Raw genomic sequence first — 21,620 nt, forward strand, 5'->3', positions numbered from 1 at the left:
ATTACCAGAGCATTGTGGTAATTGATCAGAGGTTCCTTAACTTGCATCGGATTTACGTTCCGATCAGCAAAAGGAAATACTATGAAGCAGAGTGTAGTCGTCGCGGCGTTGTATCATTTCGCCAGATTTCCCGATTTTCATTCCTTTCAGCAGCCCCTGAAAAGCATCATGCTGACCAATCAGGTGCGAGGCACCTTATTGCTGGCGAGGGAGGGCATAAACGGTACCATCGCCGGGTCACGGGAAGGGATTGATGCCGTTGTGGCTCTGATCAGACAGGACTCCCGTTTCGCAGCTATCGAGATCAAGGAATCCTATACCGATGAGAACCCTTTCTACCGCACCAAGGTCAAGCTCAAGAAAGAGATTGTCACCATGGGCGTGGAGGACATTGATCCTAACCACATAGTCGGCACCTATGTCGACGCCAGCGACTGGAATGCATTGATCTCCGATCCCGAGGTCCTGCTGGTCGATACGCGTAACAGGTACGAGTATCAGATCGGCACCTTTCAGGGTGCCGTCAATCCGGAAACCGACTCGTTCCGCGAATTTCCGGAGTTCGTGGCACAACAGCTGGACCCTGAGAAACACCGCAAGGTGGCGATGTTCTGCACCGGCGGAATTCGCTGTGAAAAGTCCACTGCCTATCTCAAGCAGCAGGGCTTCGATGAGGTATATCATTTGAAAGGTGGCATCCTTAAATACCTGCAGGATGTGCCGAAGCAGGAAACTCTCTGGCAGGGCGAGTGCTTCGTCTTTGATAACCGGGTGACAGTCAATCATGACCTGGAAAAAGGTGAGTACGACCAGTGCCACGCCTGTCGTATGCCGATCAGTGACGAAGACAAGCTGAGCGAACACTACCAGAAAGGGGTCAGTTGTCACTATTGTCACGACAAGCACAGCCGGCAACAGGTGAAACGCTATGCTGAACGGGAGCGGCAGATGGAGCTGGCGCGGGAGCGTGGTGAGAATCACATCGGGCAGCCAATGCAGACGCTCATTGAAGAGCGAAAGCGGGAGAAGTTGCGCTTCAAGGATCAGCAAAGGAAACGGTCGGCTACGACCGGTTAGGGATCCGGTTTGCTGGAAATTTACTTGCAGGTAGGAGGATGAGCCGAATCACGAGGTTGCCCTGGTTCTTTAGCGACGGCGTTTTTTGGCCGACGTGCTGGTTGGAGAAGTGGCAATCAGTGACTCCGAACGGCCTGGTCAGGCAGGGCTGTCATGCTGCTGCGGACCGCGCCCCTCCGGGGTGCCTTCACTCTGAAAAATGCCCTGAAGGGCGGTCATTTTTCGCCGTTCAGCGCGGTCCTTGATTGCAGCCGCACGACAGCCCTGCCTGACCAGGCCTTAGGCCTCAGCTCAGGATGGTGCCAGGCGGCTTCGATAACACCTGCAGCGATTGGTAGTTGTAATCAAGGTTCGTGGCAAGTTGGGGAGGATCAGATTCCCCTGGGCCGGTGCGACCTCCGAACGGGTACTTACTCTTGTTCCGAAATCCACAACAGGCCCAGAAAACACCAACTGGTACACTTGCCGCAGTCAACCGCCTTGCCAGCTTGCGGGCGCTTGGTTTGTGGGAAGATTGGCGCAAGGCTTTTGTTTGGCGAACGTGGAGCCCTATTTGGCCAGTCTGGCAATTTCCCAGGCATCTTTTTGTGCGTCTGTGCGTCTGTGCGTCTGTGCGTCTGTGCGTCGCTACGCTCTGTGCCACTCGAAAAGCAGCATCGCTGTCAGTACAGGTTACCGCTGCACTAGTCTGTGAGCTACTGCTGCAAGTCGAAGTTCTTTTTTGATCAAGCGGACGCCTGAAGGTATCTGTCTATGTTTATCAGAAGCGGTAAACCTCGATCGTCCCGTCCACGGTGACGCGTGCGAACCAGAAATCGTCGATGGACCAGGCGGCGAAAGGGGAGCCGCCCCGGTCTGCCACGATCACTCCGTAGGAACGCCCTGACCGTCCCTGGCCCGGTGCCGATTGCGGTATTCGGTTGGCGTCATACCAAATCGGGTCTTAAACGCCGTATTGAACGATGACATCGACGTGAAGCCCACGTCCAGAGCGATACTGGAAATGGAACTGTTGTCCGCCACCAGCCTGGAACTGGCTTCCGTCAATCGGTAGCTGTTGAGAAACTGGTTGAAATTCTTGAATTTCAGTTCCTTGTTGATGAGCCGGCGCAGACGGTATTCCTGTACCCCGAGCTGCTCCGCGAGGGTGGTGATGGTCAGCCCGTGCTGACTGAACAGGCGCTGGTTCGCCACCAGTTCCAGCACCCGGTTCATCAGCAGGTGATTCTGGTTATCCGATGGGATCGCAACCGGGCCACCTTCCGGGGGCGGGGCCGGACCGGGTTCCGTCAATACATTCAGGGTCCGATTACTAACCCGCAGGACCGACAGGTTGAACACCAGTCCCAACAGGAACAGATAGAGTGGAAACAATGCCGAAGGGACCGGCGTGCGCGAGAACAGGCTGAAACTTTCCAGAAAGGGATCGGCAAAGGTGAAAAAGCTGTTCAACCCGCGGATGGCGAGAAAGGCTCCGACACTGACCACGAAGATTACCCGGAAGCGACGCCGCTCCTCAACCAGGTCGGCCCGGTAGCCCTGGACGGCCAACAGGATGGCAAGGCACGCATAGCAGACCAGGATCAATTGGGGAATGGCGTAAATGAGCAGGAAATACAAGTCGCTGTTGGTCAGACTGTTATTGTAAAACGGCACTCCGACAGCCCGGGAGACGATGAAATACAGAATCGGAACCCAGAAAAGCCGGTTCAGTTTTACATTGTCGGTGAACAGCCGGAACGCCAGGTACCAAAGCACAAAAGGGGTCAGCGTTCCGATCCGGAACACCAGATAACTGAGCAGCGGACTGGTAGTTAAAGCACTGAAATCGCCCAGCACATAGCAACCCAGACAGGCGCTCAGAACCCCGATCAGCCTGCCTTCGAATCCCTGGCTGAAAAAAAGAAAGGAAATGCTGACGGTAATCAGCTGTGATAGGGCGAGCAGAACGGCAATATCGGTCAGCGATAACATAGAATGGCGAAGATAAGTGAGCGCGACGGGCTTTGCAAGGACAACGAATACCACTTCGCGACAGGCCTGTTGGCAGCCCGTTCCAGACTGCCAATGCAGCCAATCAGGCACACAGTCGTCATTGAAATTCACGGGCCAGCTGAACGAATGCTCTGAAACCACTACCCATTGGTTAAAGTCCGCGCATCCGCCGGTTTGGCACCCTGAATTTCAGAATCCGCAGGCGCTTTTTCAGAATCAGATAGCGATTGTTAAAAAATCCGTGAGACAGTTGCACAAAAATCTGCTCAAATCATACTCACAACAATAATCGACAAAGTCTGAGAATTCCCTGAGCCGCGCCTGGGTACCCTTCCGGGTCGGGCTCCGTCCCGGACTTACTTAACCACCGTGAGAGTGAAGCGTATGAATTACCATCGAAGCCTGTCCTGTCTGAAAATTCCGACCCGCCTGCTGACCCTGGTTGCCCTGCCGCTGCTGGCGGGTGCCGGAGCTGCCAGCGCCCAGAGCGCTGCCGTCACCTTCCACAAGGATATCGAGCCGGTTCTGCAGCGCAGCTGCCAGAACTGCCACCGGCAGGGCGGCGTCGCCCCGATGCCACTGGTCACCTACGAGCAGGTGGCTCCGTTTGCCGGGTTGATCGAGTACAAAACCGCGCTGCGCGACCGGGCTGGCGCCATGCCGCCCTGGTACGTGGAAAAGGACATCGGCATCCAGAATTTCAAGAATGACCCCTCTCTGAGCGACGAGGAAATCGCCGCCATCTCCACCTGGGCGCGCACCGGCGCCCCAAAGGGTGATGAAGCCGACGCCCCGGCTCCGCTGGTGTTCGACGACAACGTCAAGTGGACCCTCGGGCAGCCGGACCTGGTGGTCAATACCCAGGATTTCTTCATGGAGGCAGGGCGACCGGACTGGTGGGGTGAACTGGCCCGCGTACCAACCGGGCTGACCGAAGACCGCTATGTCCAATCCGTGGAAATCGTCGAGGTAAATGACGTACCCAGTGCTGGAACCGGCCGGGAAACCGTCGGCGGACGCTATATTTTCCACCACATGATCTGGCGTACCGAAGTACACGACGAGAACGGTAATCCGATTGACACCGAAACTGTCGGCTGGCCGGTGCACGAAGTGGGCCGAAATCCGGATATCTTTGATCCGGAGGCGGGACGACTGCTGCGGGCCGGTGCCGTTTTCGCCACCGATTCCGTGCACATGCACTCTAATGGTCGCGACACTACCGGCCACCTGGAAATCGGATTCAAGTTCCACCCGGTCGGCTACGAGCCAAAATTCCTGCCTGTGACACTGGGCCTGGGCAATGGCGTGGATATCAGTATTGCCGGTAACGAAAAAGACCAGGAGCTGCACGCCTACACGGTGCTGGAAAATCACACCAAGCTCATCACCTTTGAACCGCACCTGCACGCCCCGGGCGAACGTATGTGCCTGGAAGCGATCTGGGGTTATACCGTGGAGACGCTTTCCTGCGTAGGCTATGACCATAACTGGGTGCGCGGCTATCCGTTCGACGACGACTATGCGCCGCTGCTGCCCAAGGGCACCATCCTGCATATTACCGGTTACATGAACAATACCGACAGCAACCCCAATGTGCCTGACCCGCGCAATTGGCAGGGTTCGGGCAACCGTTCGGTCACCAACATGTTCATCGACCTGGGTATCCGGGTGAAGCTTACCGATGAGCAGTTTTTCGACGAGATGGAGCAACGGCGCCAGAACCTGAGCCTGGGCCCCAATGACCATGTCATCGGTTGCCCGCTATGCCTGGCTCCACTGGTGGCACCACTGCCGGAAACCACGGACAGCGATAACGAACTGGACGATGACATTGCTCTGCAGACAAGCATTCAGAATTAAACAAGAAGAGACAGTGATATGAAAAGCATCACCACACGCACCCTGCTGATAGGATTTCTGCTGGTCTTCACCAGCTCCGCCGCGCTGGCCCAGCTGAGTTATCGGAAAGGACAGCACGTGGAACCGGCGTATGAGGGCTGGCGAGAGAACGCCGACGGCACGTTTTCTTTCATCTTCGGATACTTCAACGAAAACTGGGAGGAGAATCTGGATATTCCGGTCGGAGAAAGCAACTTCTTTTCGCCCGGCGACCCGGACCGCGGGCAGCCGACCTATTTCCTGCCCCGCCGCAATCGCTTCACCTTCGAGGTAAGGGTGCCGGGGGACTGGGGCGACAGGGAACTGACCTGGACGGTGACGTCGCCGAACGGTGTAACCCGAACCGCCTATGCCACTCTGGCCACCGACTACGGTATCGATAACATCATCATCGCGTCGGAAACCGGCTCGCTTGGTGCCGGCACCAGCAGCCCGGAGTCCCGCGCCAACATCCCACCAAACCCGCGCCTGCTGGGCGACCGGATCCGCACCGCCAGGGTCGGTGAACCCATTTCGATCCGCACCCAGGTGATCGATGACGGTATTCCCAGGCCGGGCCGGGTCGGCAGCAGCACTTCGTTCAAACCGGCAAGTCATGAAGAGTGGATGGAAGGTGTTCTGAGGCCGCCACGACGTACCACGGTGGGCAAGGTCAACGGTCTGTTCCTGTCCTGGAACAAGTACCGTGGCCCCGGCGAAGTCAAATTTTCGCCCGAGCAGGTGAAACCCTGGGAGGATACCCGGGCCTCGGCCAATTCCCCGTGGGGTGCCCTCTGGACCCCGCCCCCGGTACCTGATGCCGGTGTCTACGAGGTCACCGCTACTTTCTCCGAGCCCGGCACCTACACGCTATGGGGGCGGGCCGATGACGGCGGGTTGTACGGTGACACTTACATAACCGTCAACGTAACCCCCTGAGTACAGTCAGCAGGTTCCCTTCTGCCGGTTGCGCTGCACCTCTCCAGTCAGCGCAGCCGGCCACCTTTACCGACCCGTTGCCCCGATCTCTCTGCTGAGCCCGCATACCTCTGGTCGGGCACCAGGTGTTACCGTTCTCCAGGTTCGTAGTGCCGGGTCTCGCCTGCCGAGTGCAGTGCCAGACAGCCACACGTGTCACCACACCAGAATTTTCAGCATGGTGTGATCAATTGTTCGTCGATATCGGCTGCGGAAGGATAGGTGACAAGCGGCGTGCTCTCGAGTCTGGGCTTATCTCGAGTCTGCCGTGCCGAAGAGAAGGTAAGGAAATTTTGAGTGGGCTGAACAAATGAATCGGCGCCGAGCTGTAGCAGATCGACGCCGATTCAACACACATCAATGGCCCGTTTTAAAGGGTAAAATCCAGGCTCAGTGAAAGCGTCCTGCCGAACGGATCATACAGTCTGGTTTCAAGTCCACCAGGAATCGGCAATGCGTCCGGCATCCAGTCAAAGACGTTGTTCACATTTACTCCCAACGTGACGTCCTGGCCAAATCCGAAAACGCTACCCAGATCATAGCTGTAATTCAGGTCAAGCTGATAGCCACCTTCAACCGTGGTAGGTCGGATGATATTAAGCGTCTCAGGAAGTCCTGCGCGGGGAGTGGTAATGGGCGCGTTGCTATTGAACTTGATGTCCGATGTATAGCGCACAGTAGCATGGGTTCTATGACTTCCAATGAGCCAGTCAAACCCGATATTGGATTTCCACGCCGGTAATGGCGGCGCCTTTGCCGTCTGACCATTCTGGAAGCCAACCGCGACGAAGGAACCGTCCAGGGTATCGAAGATATATTCATCGATATAGGATGCTCTGAAACTTGCACCAAACTGACCCAGGTCATCCATAGTCCAGCTATAGCTGGCGGCATAGTCCCAGGCCTTAACAGACACCGATTCAACGTTCTCTGGTACCTCGATAAACAGAACTGCATCTCGATTGGCATTGCGGGTTACGAGCGGGTTGGGGTTAGCATCAAGCCAGGCGTTGGCAGCAATTCGACTCGGAGTCCCTGGCGTAGGATCATAATTGGCTACAGTATAGCCTGTGGCTTTCAGCATGCGGGCGAAGTCATCGAGCACAATATCGATACTGTCCGGGGACACAATGCGGCCGTCGTATTTAATGACCTGATAGTCAATACTGAAGGTCAAATTATCGATAGGCTCGTAGGTAAAACCGACGTTAATGATTTCTGACTCTTCGGTATCCAGATTCGGGTTAGGCGAATTACAGGACTCTACACCTAACAGAGTTGTTCCGGTAATCGGGTCGGCGCCATCACGTTCAGTTCCACAATTGGTCAGGCGTAAAGCCCCGATCTGAGAGGGTTCGGGTGCCAGGAAGCCTTCTCCCCAGGACGCTCGCAGGGCCAGGGAATCAAACGGTTGATAGCGCAATGCAACTTTCGGAGTTGCCGTCGGGATGCCGATTTCCTCAAACTTCTCGTACCGGCCTGCAACCTGTGCGGACAGGTTTTCCAGAATGGGGATCTCCAATTCCACAAACGTCGACTTTACATACTGCGTATCGTAGGTTTTTGGCGGGGTTCCACGTCCCGGTGCTCCCAGTGTGGTAGTCCAGTTATTGCCGATTCTGTCCAGATACCTTGGCTGTGAGGTATCGATAAACTTTCTGGCGTGAACACCAAAGGCCATCTGCAAAGGCCCAGCCGGTAAGTCCAGTACTTCACCTGTTACATAGGAGTCGAAAGTCATCAGCCGGTCACGATTGAGCTCCTGGTCTGTATTGGTAAACATCCAGTCCAATACTTCCTGAGAGTTACTGGTTACACCGGCAACATAGTGCGGAGAACGTGGGTCCGAGGACAGCAGAGGGTTGTAATACTCGTTACCGTTGGGCCCGCCCTGACCGTTCATGGCCGCTACCCAATGGCTGTATTGAGGCTCATAGGTCTGGTAATTCCATCTTCTGGTCTGGTAGGTGAAAGAAGTTTCCCCAGACCAGCTTGTATTGCCCATGTTATAAGCGAAGCTCAATTTGGTCCGGTCTGTCGTAAAATCTGAGTCATCTTCCGCGGACCCATAACCAGATACGTAGCTTGGGGTGGTTCCTGGCCCTTGTCCGTACCCACTGACCAGTCGCAGGGCAAGCGGGTAAACATCCGCGCCCCAGGGATTGGCCGGATGACTAGCCGGCATTACCATGAATGGCTTCCAGGCACTGGAAACGGGGCTCATGGGCTCGGTAATAAAAGTTGACAGGCGATGGTTATAGCCGAACTGCAGCTCGGTTCGCAGCCAGTCAGTAGTCTGCCAGGTCAGATTTGCCCACAGCGCCTGTTCCTCTTGCGGGCGAACGTACTGAATCCATTGGCCGTAGTTGAAAACACAGCGATCCTGAGTTGAACTTATAGGAGTAAACCGGCCGCTGGGGGCAAAGCCGCGCCGGCCCTTGACTTCATTCCCTTCGTTAAAAGTTTCACAGGACGGGTCGACGAGGGAAGCGCCCGAAGTCGTGGTTCTCCAGGTACCGCCAGGGCCGTCCTGAAACTCGTCGTTGTCAGCTGCCAGGTACTTGGATCGCTCATGGCGCATCAGAGGCGTGCTTTTTGTAAACTCTGCAGCAACCACCCAGTTGAATCTTTCCCAGGAACCCCCGTAAAGCACAGAGGTTCTCATCTGTTCCGTATCCCCGCCGTCATCTGTCTGATAGAAAGCATTGGCCTTGACGCCGTCGTAATCCTTGATAGGGATGATATTGACAACACCAGCTACCGCATCTGCGCCGTACAGCGCCGCGCCACCGTCCAGAACCACTTCCATACGGGAAAGAGCAATACTTGGAAGCAGGGCACCAACTTCCGACTGATTAACCACTCGACTTCCATCCAGCAAGGTCAGAGTACTGCTGTCACCTAGACCGCGTAAGTTGAAACCGGTGGAGGTTCCGTCCTGACCGCCCCCGGGCCCACCGAGAACGTTGGACACGGTATCAGTATTTGCCGTGAACGTGAGGTCACGCATGTAATCCCCGATCCTGACGCTGCCCTGGTCTGCAATACTTGCTGCAGTCAGGGTTTCAACCGGGGATGCACCGTTGAAGGAGCTATTGCGGATAAAGGAACCAGTTACGACTACTTCCTCTACTGTGCGGTCCTGTTGTGCGATCGATACGTTTGCCTGGGATAGGGCCACAACGATACCGGTGAAGAGTAATTTCCTGCGAACACCTGATTTCTCTCTCGGATTCAGCATTTGTGCAACGCCTCCTATTGTTATTTATTATTGTTTTGCAAGCCGATAGTACTATTTTTTGAACAACCGTCGATACCTTTTATGTTAAGGAACCTCTGGGAATACCACTTGATAGTTACTACGATGCTCTGTGGAAGTCTGTCGGGCCACGTGGGGGTGGCCCCTCGAACACGGACGCCCGCATGCCGGCACTCAAAAGGCGGGGAGCAGGATTTGTACTGCAATTTCTCACAAAGTCTTCCGGGAATGTCTCAGAGGCAGGCTATGCAAGGGTAGCGGCCGCATGTAAGAATCACCCGTTTCCGGGCTGCTGGCTCGGAAGAATTACTGGAATCCGGCGCGCAGGGCCGCCGCGAGGATCTTCATGGAATACCTTTCAGAGTACACCCGTTTTTTCACTGCGTTGCTGGTGATCCTCGACCCGTTTGCGGTCATCCCGATCCTGCTGGCCCTGACTCAGCGATACACTGCGAAAGAACGCAACAATGCCGTTAGTGTTGCCGCATTGACGGTCTTTATTGTGCTGGCACTTTCCGCTGCATTCGGCGAAAACATGCTGACAGTGCTTGGTGCCAGCCTGCCCTCTTTCCGTGTAGGTGGCGGCATCATCCTGTTGCTGATGGGGCTGGCCATGTTGCGTGCGGAACCAGGGCAGATGCGTACTACCGCCGGCGAACAGGAAGCCGCCCAGAGTTCCGAAAGTATTGCCATTGTGCCTATTGCCATCCCTCTACTGGCCGGACCAGGGTCTATAAGCACCGTAATTATCCAGATGCAGCGGCCGGGTGCCGACAATCATCTGATATGGGTCATAGGGGTGACTTTTCTGGTCTGTCTGATTGTCTGGCTGGTTCTTCGCCTCGCTGGACCGATCGGTAAAGTTCTGGGGCCAATCGGCATAAATGTCATGAATCGCCTGTTTGGTCTGATTCTCACGGCTCTCGCCATCGAGATTATGGCCAATGGCCTGCGGGGATTATTCCCGGCACTGGCCGGCTGAGCCCTGGTTCAGCAGCACTCAGCAATTCACTTATTAATTATTAGCCTTCCGAAACTGCGACACTTTGCGGGTTCAGACCTGCTAGAAACCGACAACAACATGGTGACAGATCAGATAATAATCTATTTCGTCGTCTGCGCTTTTACAGCGTTGAGCCTGGGTCTGCTGATGTCACTGGTGAAATTGCCGGTCTTCACAGGCTACATTCTTGCCGGTGCACTGCTGGGGCCTCATGGGATGGGCTTTCTGGCTGACGAGGAGTTGATGAATCGGCTTGGCTCTGTCGGAGTCGTGCTGCTGTTGTTTTTTGTCGGAGTGGAAATTTCACCTGGCCAGATTATTGCGAAATGGCGCGTCGCGCTGTTGGGCACCCTGCTTCAGGTATTGTTATCGGTCGGGATCGTCAGTGTGCTCGGTATGTTCTTCGACTGGCCACTGGCGCGTATTATTCTTATCGGCTTCGTCATCAGCCTGAGCTGCACTGCGGTAGTGGTCGAATACCTCAAAGGGAAGGGTGAGATGACCACTCTGATTGGTCAGAATCTGCTCGCCATTCTGGTTATGCAGGATCTGTTCGTGGTTCCCATGCTGATAACCCTGGGTCTGCTGGGTGGCGAAGGGGTAGAGGTTTCCACCCTGTGGCGGCAGCTTTTCGGTTGCGTCCTTATCGCGGCAGTATTGGTCTGGGTCATTCGTAAAGACCGGATATCCGTTCCGTTCATGGACCGGTTAAGCAATCAGCCCGACCTGCAGATTTTTGCGGCCCTGTTGTTGTGTTTTGCGCTGGCCTTCATCACCGGCGTTCTGCATCTTTCCACCGCGCTTGGCTCGTTCTTTGCCGGCATGCTGGTTGGAAGAATGGATGAGTCTCACTGGATCAACACCAAGCTGGAAGCCATCAAGATTATTTTTGTTGCCCTGTTTTTCGCCTCGGTGGGTGCCCTGATGGATGCGCGGTTCATGCTGGAATACTGGCTGCAGATTATCTTACTGGTGGCGCTCATACTCGTTGCCAACACGCTGATTAATGCGGCGTTGCTGAACTTGCTGGGGCTTGGCAGGTGGGATTCCCTCTATGGTGGTGCGCTGATGGCGCATGTCGGTGAATTCAGTTTCGTTCTGGCGGCCATCGGCTTGAACGTGATGATAGTGACGGAAATATCCTATCAGCTCACCATCTCGGCCATCGCCATCACGCTGTTTGTAGGGCCGATCTGGGTCAGTCTGATCAGGCGCCTGCTTGGCGAGCGGCCTGTGGACCTCCCGAAAGAGCAGGGTTGATCAAGGAGCCGCTGATCAGCTACCGCAATTGCTCCGGTCTTCAGACGAATTCGCTGGCATAGCGCATTGCCGCCGACATGCGCAGGCCTGTCAAGGCAGTGCAACTTAGCCAGCGGGTCTGTCTGAAGGCCCCGCCGGGCGGGATTCCATCGAGGGCATTAACGGCCGGACAGCTGCCTGGGTGGCGACAGTCTCAGCCTGACGAGGAAGCCCGCCGCAGCCGGTCATTGATGGCCCGGCCCAACCCCTCGTCAGGTACCCACTCGGCAACTACCACTTCCACCGGCAGGCTGTTGAAAGCCCGTAACATGGCAAAGAAGTTGCTTGCCGCCTCCTGCAGGTTTCCTGAGGGTGACAGGATCCGCTGATACTGTGCAGGTATCGCGGGATGGGGGCGGCGAAACGCCAGTACGCCAACCTGTTCCTCGGGCAGGGTTTTCAGCAATTCATCGACGTCACCAACCAGCACCTTCCTGCCGGGATTGTAGTGACTGCTCAGCATGCCGGGTGCCTTGGGGTTGCTGCTGCTGGTACGCACTGCCACTTTCTGCTGCAGGTGGTCTTCGATGAATTCCAGGGGCAGGCCGCCAAGGCGCAGTATTTCCGGCTGCCTGCCACTGAAGTCGATAATGGTGCTTTCCAGGCCAACCCGGCAGGGCCCGCCATCAAGAATGTAGGGAATGCTTCTACCCAGCTGGTCCTCAACGTCCGCGGCCCGGGTCGGGCTGACAAAGCCGAAAGGATTGGCGCTGGGTGCTGCCAGCGGGAAGTCCAGCATCTTCAGCAAAGCCAGGGTCAGTGCGTGGTCTGGCACGCGCAGCGCGACGCTGGCCTGCCCGCTGGTCACCAGGTCTGGAATGATCGATTTTTTACGCAGAACAAAGGTAACCGGGCCGGGGCAGACCTCGCGAGCCAGCCTGAGAGCGGCGGGCGGCACCGCTTCGGCGTATAGAGAGAACGCCTCGCTATCGGCAACATGCACGATCAGTGGATCGAAGGCCGGACGGTTCTTTACGGCAAAGATCTGCACCACGGCGTTCCGGTCCAGCGCATTGGCGGCCAGGCCGTAAACGGTTTCCGTGGGTATCGCCACCAGTTCCCCGGCGCGCAACAGTTTCGCTGCCCGTAGGATGTCCTGCCCCAGTTCCGCCACGCCTGCCACCAGCCTCGTCTCTGATCCTGATTCTACCGTTGCCGGTATTTACCCAATCATTGCATAAATTCTTGGCCCAGGACCGCTTCGCTGCTTCCATAGCAGCATTTCCAGCGCCGTACTCAATTTTTCTGGCTATCACGTAGAGTGACTACGCTCAATCCATAAAAACCTCCGTGCGACGCTGGAAATACTGCTCTGAAAGCTCCTGACCTCAACAATTTATGCAATGATTGGGTTCCTGCAGCGTGAAAGGTAGCCCCTTGACCGCGGCTTGTCCACAGACCTGGCAGCCCGCCGGAGTCCGGCCCTCAGTCCAGCGCTGCCGCTGGCTGTTTTCCGGTGCCTTTCTGCGCTATAGTCCGAGCGAATACCAGCCGCCGGGGAATTCAGCCCGGCGAAAAATAAAGAGCTATTTCATCTGGTTGGCGCGTCCCGGTGGGCGCGGGCGAACAAGCGCAGGACGTTGATGATCGGGCGTTCGACGGTCCGGACAGGAGCATAAAGAAACCTATGGCTGCCAAGCAAACTTCAAATCGCTGTGTAATTAAACTGCTGCCCGAGCAATTCGAGGGTACTGGAAGCCGGCCGTTGTTGCTGCTCTCGGGCCTGTTCGTGCTGTTGAGCCTGTCCTTTGGGACAAGGGCCCAGAGCAGCGATCTGGGGCGTATAGCCTCCTGGCTGGCCCTGGACGCACCAACCGGCCACGAACACCATGCTGCCGAAGCCCTGCAGGCGAATTTTCCGGGCTGGGAGACTGACCGCTTTGGCAATCTGGTAAAAACGATCGGCACCGGCATGCCACATCGGGTGGTGGCCTGTGCCCTCGACTCCTATGCCTATGCGGTCAGCCAGATCACAGAGCAGGGTTATCTGCGTTTACATCGCATCGGGTCCGGGTCACGTCACCCACTCTGGGATCAGGCCCATGAGGGGCAGCAGCTGCGTATTCTGACGCGCAGTGGCCCACTGGTGGGGGTGACCGCCGTGGCCAATGGTCACTTCGCCGCGCAACACCGCAGCGAGACCGCACTGGTCTCCGCCGACGACCTGTGGTTGGACGTGGGAGCCTCCTCGGCGGGAGAAGTGGCGGAGATGGGTATCGCGCTGCTCGACCCGGCAATCAGACATCTTCCTGCCTGGTATTACGCCGATGAGGTGGCAGGCCCCCGGGCCGGTGCCCGCGTGGGATGTGGCGCGGTTTTTTCCGCTGCCGAGGCCGGCATCAACGAACAGGGGCGCACCAGTTATGTGTTAAGCACCCAGCAGGTGTTTGGCTGGACCGGGTTGGGTGCGGCACTGCGACAGCTTGCTCCGGTAGATGCGCTGGTGATGGTGGGGCCGGGGCAGTCGGAAGCGGGGCTGGAGCGCCTGGAGAGTGTCGGCAGCCGTTTCGATGCCGTGCTGGACCGTGTCGGCGTGGAGACCGTGGTGAGGCTGACTCCGGCAGTCCACAACCCGGACGCTCTGATGGAGCGCGTAAGCCTGTCTTCGGCGCAGCAGTTATTGAGCAGCCTGGTCAGAACAATCAACCCCTTTGCTCCGGTGCCAGGCTGGCAGGCGGCCCCCGCGCCGGAGCGGCCGGTGAACGATGAGCCGTCCCGCTGGGGAAGCCGCTACGCACCCACGGCCCTATTGGAAACCGCCGGGTTGCTGGACCGGCTGGCCGAATTGTCGGCCGTGCCCGGACACGAAGGTCCGGTTCGTCACCTGGTTTACAACGAGCTGCCGGATTGGGCCCGGGAGCGGGCTCAGATCGACGACATGGGTAACCTCTGGGTAGACATGGGGCCTGCCGATGGCGAGGCCACGGTGTTTGTCGCGCACATGGACGAGGTGGGCTGGGAGGTGGCTGGCATAGAGGCCGATGGTACCGTGAACCTGACCCGCCTGGGCGGAGCGGTTGCCACCGCCTGGGAAGGGCAGCCGGCCTTGCTGCAGCTGGATGCATTCAGCGATGGCGCCTCCGAACCGGCGCCGGCGCAGTTACGGGGCGTCTTCCTGAACCGGCAGGAGCCGCTCGCTAAGCAGCCCGAACAGGTACAGGCCTGGTTCGGCAGGGATGCTGACCAGTTGGCGGCCGCCGGTGTAAAGGTCGGTATGGGATTGACCGGATACAAGCAGGGCTATCGCATGGGACTTTATCGCTTTGGCTCCAGATCCATGGATGATCGCGTCGGCACCGCCGCCCTGGTGCTGGCCATCAAGGGTCTGGATCCAGCCGCGCTGGACCACCGGGTGATCTTTGCCTGGTCGGTGCGCGAGGAGGGCGGATTGCGCGGAGCCGGGCAGCTGGCCCGGAAATTTGGTATGCAGACCCGGCGTGTGTACAGCATCGACACCTTCGTCACCTCGGACACACCGTTGGAGTCACCGCACTTTGCCTATGCCCCGCTGGGTAACGGCCCCGTACTGCGCTCAGTTGAAAACAGCGGTCTGGCGACACCCGATGAGCTGGATAGAAACCGTAGCGTTGCCGAAAAGGCCGGTATCGAAGTACAGATAGGACTGACCCAGGGCAGCACCGATGGCACCGCGTTTACCTTTTTCGGGGCCCCCAATGCCGGTCTGTCCTGGCCCGGGCGCTACAGCCACTCACCGGCGGAAATAGCGGACCTGCGGGACATAGTGGACCTGGTGCGATTGATCGAGGCGTTTGCCAAGGCTGCGCCCTGAGGAGGAACCCTGAACGTAGACAGCCGAAAGCTGCGGCTGAACGCCCGTTGACGGCAATCCTGAATGCGGCGTTGTAGAGTTGCTCCTCTGGCGCCCCTGGGGAAGCTTCACAGCACCAGAGCCCAATTAGCCGTTGAAGGGGGCAGACCCACCATAAAGAAAGAGAGAATTAACAACAGTAGTAGCAACAGGAAGAATAAAACGGAAGGCGACGACCTTCGGCGAAGAGGAAACCCTATCATGCTGAGAAAAACCACCCTGATGCTGGCACTGGCTGCGCTGATTACAAGCCTGCCGGTGCTGGCCCAGTACCCGCAGAGTCTGCTCAATCAGAAAAGCACCTTTAACCGGCTTGGGGCGACGGCCCTGGGCGAACCCTTTGTCGGGGTGACGACCTCGGCAGGCCTGCAGACCGGATTGTTTCCCATCCGCAGTACCGGCGTGTCGACGGCGCCGATCGTGCAGGCCGCTGAGCAGTTTCTGGCGACCCTGGATGACGTGCAACTGAGCCGCAGCCACTTCGCCTATGACGACCCCGAGTGGCGCAACTGGTCCAATGTGGACGTCGGCATTTTTGCCCGTCACGGTCTCAGCCTGGAGGAGATGAGTGCTAGTCAGAAACAGGCGGCCTGGAACCTGCTGGAAGTGTCATTGAGTGCCAAGGGACTGCAGCAGACCCGCGACATCATGAAGACCGAGCAGACCCTGCTGGAATTGAACGGTGAGCCGATCCGCTACGGGGAAGAAAAATACTATGTCACCCTGATGGGCATCCCGTCAGCCGAGGAGCCCTGGGGCTGGCAGCTGGACGGGCACCATCTGGTGATCAACTTCTTTGTGCTGGGCGATCAGGTGGTGATGACACCCGCTTTCTGGGGCGGGGAGCCGGTATTTGCGGAATCCGGCCAGTACGCCGGCAACGTGATTCTGCAGGCTGAGCAGGATCGCGGCCTGGCGTTCATGCAGTCCCTGGATGCTTCGCAACGGGCCCGCGCCACGCTGAGTGCAGACAAGGTACGCAACGACCAGCTGGCCGCCGCCAATGAGGACAACCTGGTACTCGATTACGCAGGCATCCCCGGCTCGGCGCTTACGGGCGCCCAGCGCCAGCAATTGCTGGAACTGATCCGTGTCTACGTGGGCAACCTGACCGAGCCGCAGTCCCTGGTCCATATGGAAGCAGTGGCCCAACACCTGGATGACTCCTGGTTTGCCTGGATCGGCGGAGTAGACGCCGATGCGGTGTTTTATTACCGGATTCACAGCCCGGTGATTCTGATTGAGTTCGATCATCAGAACCCGGTCGGCACCCTGCAGAAAAATGCCCGCGGCATACCTACCCGCGATCATATCCATACCGTGGTACGCACCCCCAACGGCAATGACTATGGCAAGGATCTTTTGCGGCAACACCTGGAGTCCCACCCACACTGATGATCCCGGGTTGGATCCGGGCGCATCCGTCCCGGGTCGTTAACGGGAAAATATCAGGTCGCCTCTGATTGATTGCCACAACGCTCTGCGGGAGTTTTTGTAATGAAAAAATTGGTTTGTGATAACGGGTACGGTTTGCCGGCGCTGGGCCTGGGCACCTGGAAATCGGAACCCGGTGAGGTCTACGCGGCGGTTCGCGAAGCTGTTCGCCTCGGTTATCGGCATATTGATTGTGCAGCCATCTACGGCAATGAGGCCGAGATAGGCAAGGCCCTGGCAGATGCCATGGCGGGCGGCGACGTGCAGCGTTCCGAGTTATGGATAACCTCCAAATTATGGAATGACTCACATAGAAAAGAAGACGTACAGCCGGCCCTGGAGAAAACCCTCGGGGATCTGCAGCTGGATTACCTCGATCTTTATCTGATGCACTGGCCGATTGCTTTCCGCAAAGGGGTGAGTTTTCCTCACGGGCGTGAAGAATTTCATACCCTGAATGAAGTTCCTCTCCCCGAAACCTGGAGCGCCATGGAATCCTGTGTCGACCTCGGACTGACCCGCCATATCGGGACTTCCAATTTCAGCGTCACCAAGCTGCAGACACTGCTCGGCGGGTGTCGCATTCGTCCCAGTGTCAATCAGGTCGAGCTGCACCCGCTCCTGACCCAGCAGAAGCTGAAGAAATTCTGCGACAGCAACCGGATTCTGTTGACCGCCTATTCCCCCCTGGGGTCCCGGGACCGGAACCCGGCCTTCAAGGCCAAGGATGAGCCCGACCTGCTGGCCATCGATGTGATAGCGGAAATAGCGGCCGCCCGTGGGATCACACCGGCACAGGTACTGCTGGCCTGGGCGGTGAACCGGGGTACTTCCGTGATCCCCAAGTCGGTCAATCCGCAGCGCCTGAAGAGTAATCTGGAGGCCGCGGCAATCACGCTGGACGACGCGGAGATGGCACGTATCGACGGGCTGGATCGCCACTACCGCTATGTGACCGGCTCTTTCTTTGCAGGCAGGCACAGTCCCTATACCATAGGGGGGATCTGGGACGAGTAATAATGTCAGGCAATCTGCGTCAATCCATTGCGTTCGTTAATCGCAGGCCCTTCGCGGGCTTGCACTTCAGCAGGTGGCTCTATTGAAAACTATAGGTTTGCTTGGTGGTATGAGTTGGGAAAGCACGGCAGGTTACTACCGGGCGATCAACCAGGGAGTGAAGGAAGCACTGGGCGGCCTGCATTCAGCCCGGATTGTCATGGTGAGTGTGGATTTTCAGCCGCTGGAAGAAATGCAGCGCGCCGGGGACTGGGATCGCATTACGGCTGTCCTGGTTCAGGCGGCCACTCAGGTGGAACGGGCCGGCGCGGACTTCCTGCTGATCTGTACCAATACCATGCACAGGGTGGCGCCTGCCATCGAGTCTGCCATCAATATTCCTCTGCTGCATCTTGCCGATGCGACCGCCGAGGAAATTGTGCAGGCCGGTATCCGTCGGGTGGGCCTGCTGGGTACTGCCTTTACCATGGAACAGACCTTCTACAAGGGACGCCTGCAGGAAAAGTACGGGATCGAAGTGATCGTGCCGGAGGCAGCGGCCAGGGACCGGGTCCATCGGGTAATTTACGATGAACTCTGTCTCGGCAGGATCGAACCGCAGTCCCGCGCTGACTACCTCCGTATCATCGATCAGCTTGCCGGGCAGGGGGCTGAGGCGATTATTCTCGGCTGCACTGAAATAGGCATGCTGATCGGTCATAGCGATACCGATGTCAGGCTTATAGATACCACGGCGGTGCATGCCCGCAAGGCGGTGGAGTTGGCTCTTGCATAGATCAGGGAACCTCTGATCAGACTTCCAAAGAGCATCGCAGCAGTAGATCTGAGGTTCCTTGGCTGAACTCAGGAACGGTCATGAATATAGAAATTCGTCCCGCAGGGGACAATGACGGAGATTTCCTCTATCGTGTCAAGCATGAGGCCCTGGGCCCCCTGATCGAATCCAGATGGGGCTGGCACGAGGAATACCAGCGGGGCCTGCACGAGAAGGACTGGCAGGAAAAGCCCTGGTCTGTCATCTACGCCGATGGCGCTGCCATTGGCACGGTGTCAGTGGACCGGCGGGAGAAAGCAGTACGATTGGGCGCTTTCTACCTGCTTCCCGAGCACCAGAATCAAGGTATCGGATCCCAGGTGCTGGACAGAATCCTTTACAGCTGCGACAAAGACCAACGCGACTGTGTGGTCAGCCTGCTGATCGGCAACAGGGCCTGCTCGCTGTTCAAACGCCATGGGTTCCGGGAAATAGACAGTGACGGGGCCCATACCAGGCTGCTGCGCAACTGGCGCTATCCCTGAGGCTATGGGGCAGCGCCAGGCTGATTTTCTAATTGCGGCCGCTGTGTGCATATTTTAGACTCGAGCCATAAACCCCGGTAACGGGGCCAGAAAGCGAAAATTACAAGAAAATTACAATAAACAACGGGAGAGAGCTGATGAGTGAGCTGACGACAGGTGGCGGGAAATCCAGATTGCCGATCATTCTTGGCGGAGGGCTTGGCGGCCTGGTGGTCGCAGCGGTTCTCGGGTTTATGATCTACTCCTCTATCTGTCCCTGCGAACGTACCCCCGGGGGATTCCTGTTTGGCGAACGCCCGGAACAGCCGGTCAGCGACTGGAGTTTTGCCAACCAGGTTGAACTCTGCCAGATTCAGATCTGGGCCGGCATCCGCCCCCATTCCATCAATCTTAACTGCATGGCGACCCCTGACGGCAATCTCTATCTCAGCTGCTCGGTGTGTGACACCAAATACTGGGCTGCCCGGGTGGGAGAAAATGAGCAGGGTCGCCTGAGGCTGAACGGGGTGGTATACCCGATAGTGCTGAATCGGGTCACGGACCCCGCGGAGATGGATCGTGCCTGGCAGGCCCGGGATGCCAAGCTCAACTCCCTGCCGAATCCGGTGGGGGCGCCGACACCCGGTGCGCCGCGGGCAGAGCGCTGGTGGACATACCGGATTGAGTACGCCAGCTAGCGTGTTGAATAGCGTCATGGGCAGGGCCTGCCAGGCAGAAACTGGCAAAAAGGCGCAGTATTCAGGACGTGAATGAGATGAGCCTGTTTTCAGCCAGATCCTGGCCGCGCAATAATTTTTCAACAGTCAGTCAGGGTCCGACCGTATTCTCAGATCAGCAGATTTCGGTAAATAGCAAAGATAAATTCATCCAAATCCAAGGAGTAAAGTGATGGCTACAATAAAAAACAGTAAGAATCGCGGTGTTCTGGCGTCGGTTGCCTGTGGCGCCGCCTTATTGACCACCGGTTCAGTCTGGGCCCAGGGGCAGTCCTGGGTGGATCTGGCCGTGCATAATTTCGGCGCCCCCATCAACACCATGTGGGCGGAGGGTGAGCTTTCTTTCGCCGATGACGGCACCATGGTTTTCTGCAGCGCCAGGGAAGACATGGCAGTCGCGCCCGGTGACCCGAAAGATCTGTACATCGCAACCTTCAATCCGGAGACCGGCACCTGGAACGAGCCGGAAAACATGGGTATCCCGATTAATGCGGCACCGGCCACCGACGTGGACCGGCTGCGCCGGGGCGACGACAGGGAGCCCTGGATCACGGCCGATGGCAACACGATCTACTTCAAGTCGGACCGCCTCGCTACCAGCAATCCCAACAATGCCACGGACCTGTTTGTCACCCGCAAGGTAAATGGCCAGTGGACCGAGCCGGAGCTGCTGGGTTACCCCATCAGCACCAATGAAGGTAATGAACACTGCCCGGCCATCCTGCAGGATGGTGAGACACTGTGCTTCGCGTCCCGTCGCGCTGGTGGCTATGGCGGCTCCGACATCTGGTGCTCCCAACAGGATGCCAGCGGCAACTGGATGGAACCGGTAAACCAGGGCCCCAACATCAATACCGCCGCCGAGGAATTCCATTTCACCCAGGACACCAGCGGCGTGGTGTATTTCACCTCCAATCGCGAGGGTGGGCTGGGAGACATGGACCTGTGGGGCAGCATGCAACTGGGCCCCAACAACTGGGGGCCGTCCTTTAACCTGGGGCCCCACGTGAATACTGCCGCCAGTGATATGTGCCCGGCTCTGCCGCCCGGCGGGGAGACCTTCAGCTGGTTCTCGAACCGCCAGGACAACAGTCTGGGCAATATAGATATTTTCTGGACCCAGAAGCTTAATGTTGGTCAGTAACCGGTGATCCTGTTGGCTTCCCGGACGCGCGACTGTGCCGTCCGGAGGCCGCATCGGCGCGGGCTGATCTGAGTCGCCGGTTGCTGTCTCTCGAGGCAACCCACACTCTCTGCTCTTTTATTGCAAGTAACGCAGGACTGGAACGGTAAGTAGCATGATTCGAGGACGCGCCGGGTCAGGGGAATCTGATCCTCCGCAACTTGCACCCCTCCGGGGTTCCCTCCCTCGGTCAGGAGCCCGCAGGCGGTCACCTTCGGTCAGTCGGTGCGGCGTTCTGATTGCCCCGTCCTCAGATTCCCCTGACCCGGCGCTCAGTGCGAAACCTCTGGCTTCTGCGTTCTTCCAAGCCTTGTGAACTGTCTCAGTTGAAACGTTCAGGCACGATTCTTTCTGGCACTCCCTGATGGCCACCGATCCCTGACTGAGCCTCAAGACGAACGTTTATAACACCCACCTTTTTGACACTCACCAATCGCTGCCGATGTGTTCGAAGCCGCCTGACTGCGCTTTTTGCTGAAGCCTGAGTCATGGTCATGCAGGCTGGAGTGCAACTTTCCGGTTTGTTAAATCCGTCAGCAACCCTGTAGCCATAATCGCAGTCGCGCAAGAATCGAAGCCATGCAAAGTAAACTTTTACACAACTTCAAGCTGAGGACTGCCGGGGGCCTTGTGCGGCTGCAATCAAGGAC

Annotated in this window: 15 protein-coding genes; 12 read left to right on the forward strand and 3 right to left on the reverse strand. The window is 57.5% G+C overall.

Translation table 11 applies throughout. The features are described from left to right. Positions 1-81 precede the first annotated feature (81 nt). Positions 82-1,077 carry a rhodanese-related sulfurtransferase gene (locus R3F50_10010; protein ID MEZ5490638.1) on the forward strand — a complete coding sequence of 332 codons (996 nt, stop codon included), beginning with the start codon at positions 82-84 and terminating at the stop codon, positions 1,075-1,077. Positions 1,078-1,941: 864 nt separating this feature from the next. On the opposite strand, the gene R3F50_10015 is transcribed toward R3F50_10010, so the two are convergent. Then, a complete protein-coding gene (locus R3F50_10015; protein ID MEZ5490639.1) occupies positions 1,942-3,162 on the reverse strand; it encodes a helix-turn-helix transcriptional regulator in 1,221 nt (406 codons plus the stop codon). 294 nt (positions 3,163-3,456) lie between these two features. On the opposite strand from R3F50_10015, the gene R3F50_10020 reads away from it, so the two are divergent. Continuing rightward, positions 3,457-4,935: a cytochrome c gene (locus R3F50_10020; GenBank protein MEZ5490640.1), complete on the forward strand. Its 1,479-nt coding sequence runs from the start codon at positions 3,457-3,459 to the stop codon at positions 4,933-4,935. Positions 4,936-4,953: 18 nt separating this feature from the next. After that, positions 4,954-5,892 carry a hypothetical protein gene (locus R3F50_10025; protein MEZ5490641.1) on the forward strand — a complete coding sequence of 313 codons (939 nt, stop codon included), beginning with the start codon at positions 4,954-4,956 and terminating at the stop codon, positions 5,890-5,892. Between the two features lie 409 nt (positions 5,893-6,301). Here R3F50_10025 and R3F50_10030 read toward each other — a convergent pair whose 3' ends face one another. Beyond that, a complete protein-coding gene (locus R3F50_10030) occupies positions 6,302-9,172 on the reverse strand; it encodes a TonB-dependent receptor (protein MEZ5490642.1) in 2,871 nt (956 codons plus the stop codon). A gap of 364 nt (positions 9,173-9,536) precedes the next feature. On the opposite strand from R3F50_10030, the gene R3F50_10035 reads away from it, so the two are divergent. Further along, positions 9,537-10,172: a MarC family protein gene (locus R3F50_10035; protein ID MEZ5490643.1), complete on the forward strand. Its 636-nt coding sequence runs from the start codon at positions 9,537-9,539 to the stop codon at positions 10,170-10,172. Between the two features lie 99 nt (positions 10,173-10,271). Further along, positions 10,272-11,453, forward strand: coding sequence for a cation:proton antiporter (locus R3F50_10040; GenBank protein ID MEZ5490644.1), 1,182 nt, complete (start codon positions 10,272-10,274; stop codon positions 11,451-11,453). 193 nt (positions 11,454-11,646) lie between these two features. Here the strand turns inward: R3F50_10040 and R3F50_10045 are convergent, their stop codons facing one another. Continuing rightward, the gene (locus tag R3F50_10045) at positions 11,647-12,606 is read right to left on the reverse strand and encodes an L-threonylcarbamoyladenylate synthase (protein MEZ5490645.1); all 960 of its coding nucleotides are present in this window, start codon (positions 12,604-12,606) and stop codon (positions 11,647-11,649) included. A 513-nt stretch (positions 12,607-13,119) separates the two neighbouring features. Between R3F50_10045 and R3F50_10050 the strand changes: the two genes are divergently transcribed. The 7 genes from R3F50_10050 (at position 13,120) to R3F50_10080 (ending at position 20,931) form a co-directional block, all read left to right on the forward strand. Further along, positions 13,120-15,282, forward strand: coding sequence for a hypothetical protein (locus R3F50_10050; protein ID MEZ5490646.1), 2,163 nt, complete (start codon positions 13,120-13,122; stop codon positions 15,280-15,282). A gap of 240 nt (positions 15,283-15,522) precedes the next feature. Beyond that, positions 15,523-16,716, forward strand: a complete 1,194-nt coding sequence (locus tag R3F50_10055; protein ID MEZ5490647.1) for a DUF3500 domain-containing protein — start codon at positions 15,523-15,525, stop codon at positions 16,714-16,716. A gap of 102 nt (positions 16,717-16,818) precedes the next feature. After that, a complete protein-coding gene (locus R3F50_10060) occupies positions 16,819-17,772 on the forward strand; it encodes an aldo/keto reductase (GenBank protein MEZ5490648.1) in 954 nt (317 codons plus the stop codon). A gap of 82 nt (positions 17,773-17,854) precedes the next feature. Then, complete coding sequence (locus R3F50_10065) at positions 17,855-18,547, forward strand: aspartate/glutamate racemase family protein (GenBank protein ID MEZ5490649.1); 693 nt, start codon at positions 17,855-17,857, stop codon at positions 18,545-18,547. 80 nt (positions 18,548-18,627) lie between these two features. Then, the gene (locus R3F50_10070; GenBank protein ID MEZ5490650.1) at positions 18,628-19,071 is read left to right on the forward strand and encodes a GNAT family N-acetyltransferase; all 444 of its coding nucleotides are present in this window, start codon (positions 18,628-18,630) and stop codon (positions 19,069-19,071) included. Positions 19,072-19,208: 137 nt separating this feature from the next. Further along, positions 19,209-19,748, forward strand: coding sequence for a hypothetical protein (locus R3F50_10075; protein ID MEZ5490651.1), 540 nt, complete (start codon positions 19,209-19,211; stop codon positions 19,746-19,748). 211 nt (positions 19,749-19,959) lie between these two features. Further along, positions 19,960-20,931 carry a hypothetical protein gene (locus tag R3F50_10080; GenBank protein ID MEZ5490652.1) on the forward strand — a complete coding sequence of 324 codons (972 nt, stop codon included), beginning with the start codon at positions 19,960-19,962 and terminating at the stop codon, positions 20,929-20,931. Positions 20,932-21,620: the final 689 nt, after the last annotated feature.

The organism is Gammaproteobacteria bacterium (assembly GCA_041395725.1).
Lineage (GTDB): Bacteria > Pseudomonadota > Gammaproteobacteria > Pseudomonadales > Pseudohongiellaceae > NORP240.

What these genes read in the sequence shown, in the direction of transcription:
- R3F50_10075 (MEZ5490651.1), top strand. Translation starts at nt 19,209, where the DNA reads ATGAGTGAGCTGACGACAGGTGGCGGGAAATCCAGATTGCCGATCATT.
- R3F50_10010 (MEZ5490638.1), top strand. Translation starts at nt 82, where the DNA reads ATGAAGCAGAGTGTAGTCGTCGCGGCGTTGTATCATTTCGCCAGATTT.
- R3F50_10035 (MEZ5490643.1), top strand. Translation starts at nt 9,537, where the DNA reads ATGGAATACCTTTCAGAGTACACCCGTTTTTTCACTGCGTTGCTGGTG.
- R3F50_10070 (MEZ5490650.1), top strand. Translation starts at nt 18,628, where the DNA reads ATGAATATAGAAATTCGTCCCGCAGGGGACAATGACGGAGATTTCCTC.
- R3F50_10050 (MEZ5490646.1), top strand. Translation starts at nt 13,120, where the DNA reads ATGGCTGCCAAGCAAACTTCAAATCGCTGTGTAATTAAACTGCTGCCC.
- R3F50_10030 (MEZ5490642.1), bottom strand. Translation starts at nt 9,172, where the DNA reads ATGCTGAATCCGAGAGAGAAATCAGGTGTTCGCAGGAAATTACTCTTC.
- R3F50_10040 (MEZ5490644.1), top strand. Translation starts at nt 10,272, where the DNA reads ATGGTGACAGATCAGATAATAATCTATTTCGTCGTCTGCGCTTTTACA.
- R3F50_10025 (MEZ5490641.1), top strand. Translation starts at nt 4,954, where the DNA reads ATGAAAAGCATCACCACACGCACCCTGCTGATAGGATTTCTGCTGGTC.
- R3F50_10020 (MEZ5490640.1), top strand. Translation starts at nt 3,457, where the DNA reads ATGAATTACCATCGAAGCCTGTCCTGTCTGAAAATTCCGACCCGCCTG.
- R3F50_10080 (MEZ5490652.1), top strand. Translation starts at nt 19,960, where the DNA reads ATGGCTACAATAAAAAACAGTAAGAATCGCGGTGTTCTGGCGTCGGTT.
- R3F50_10060 (MEZ5490648.1), top strand. Translation starts at nt 16,819, where the DNA reads ATGAAAAAATTGGTTTGTGATAACGGGTACGGTTTGCCGGCGCTGGGC.
- R3F50_10055 (MEZ5490647.1), top strand. Translation starts at nt 15,523, where the DNA reads ATGCTGAGAAAAACCACCCTGATGCTGGCACTGGCTGCGCTGATTACA.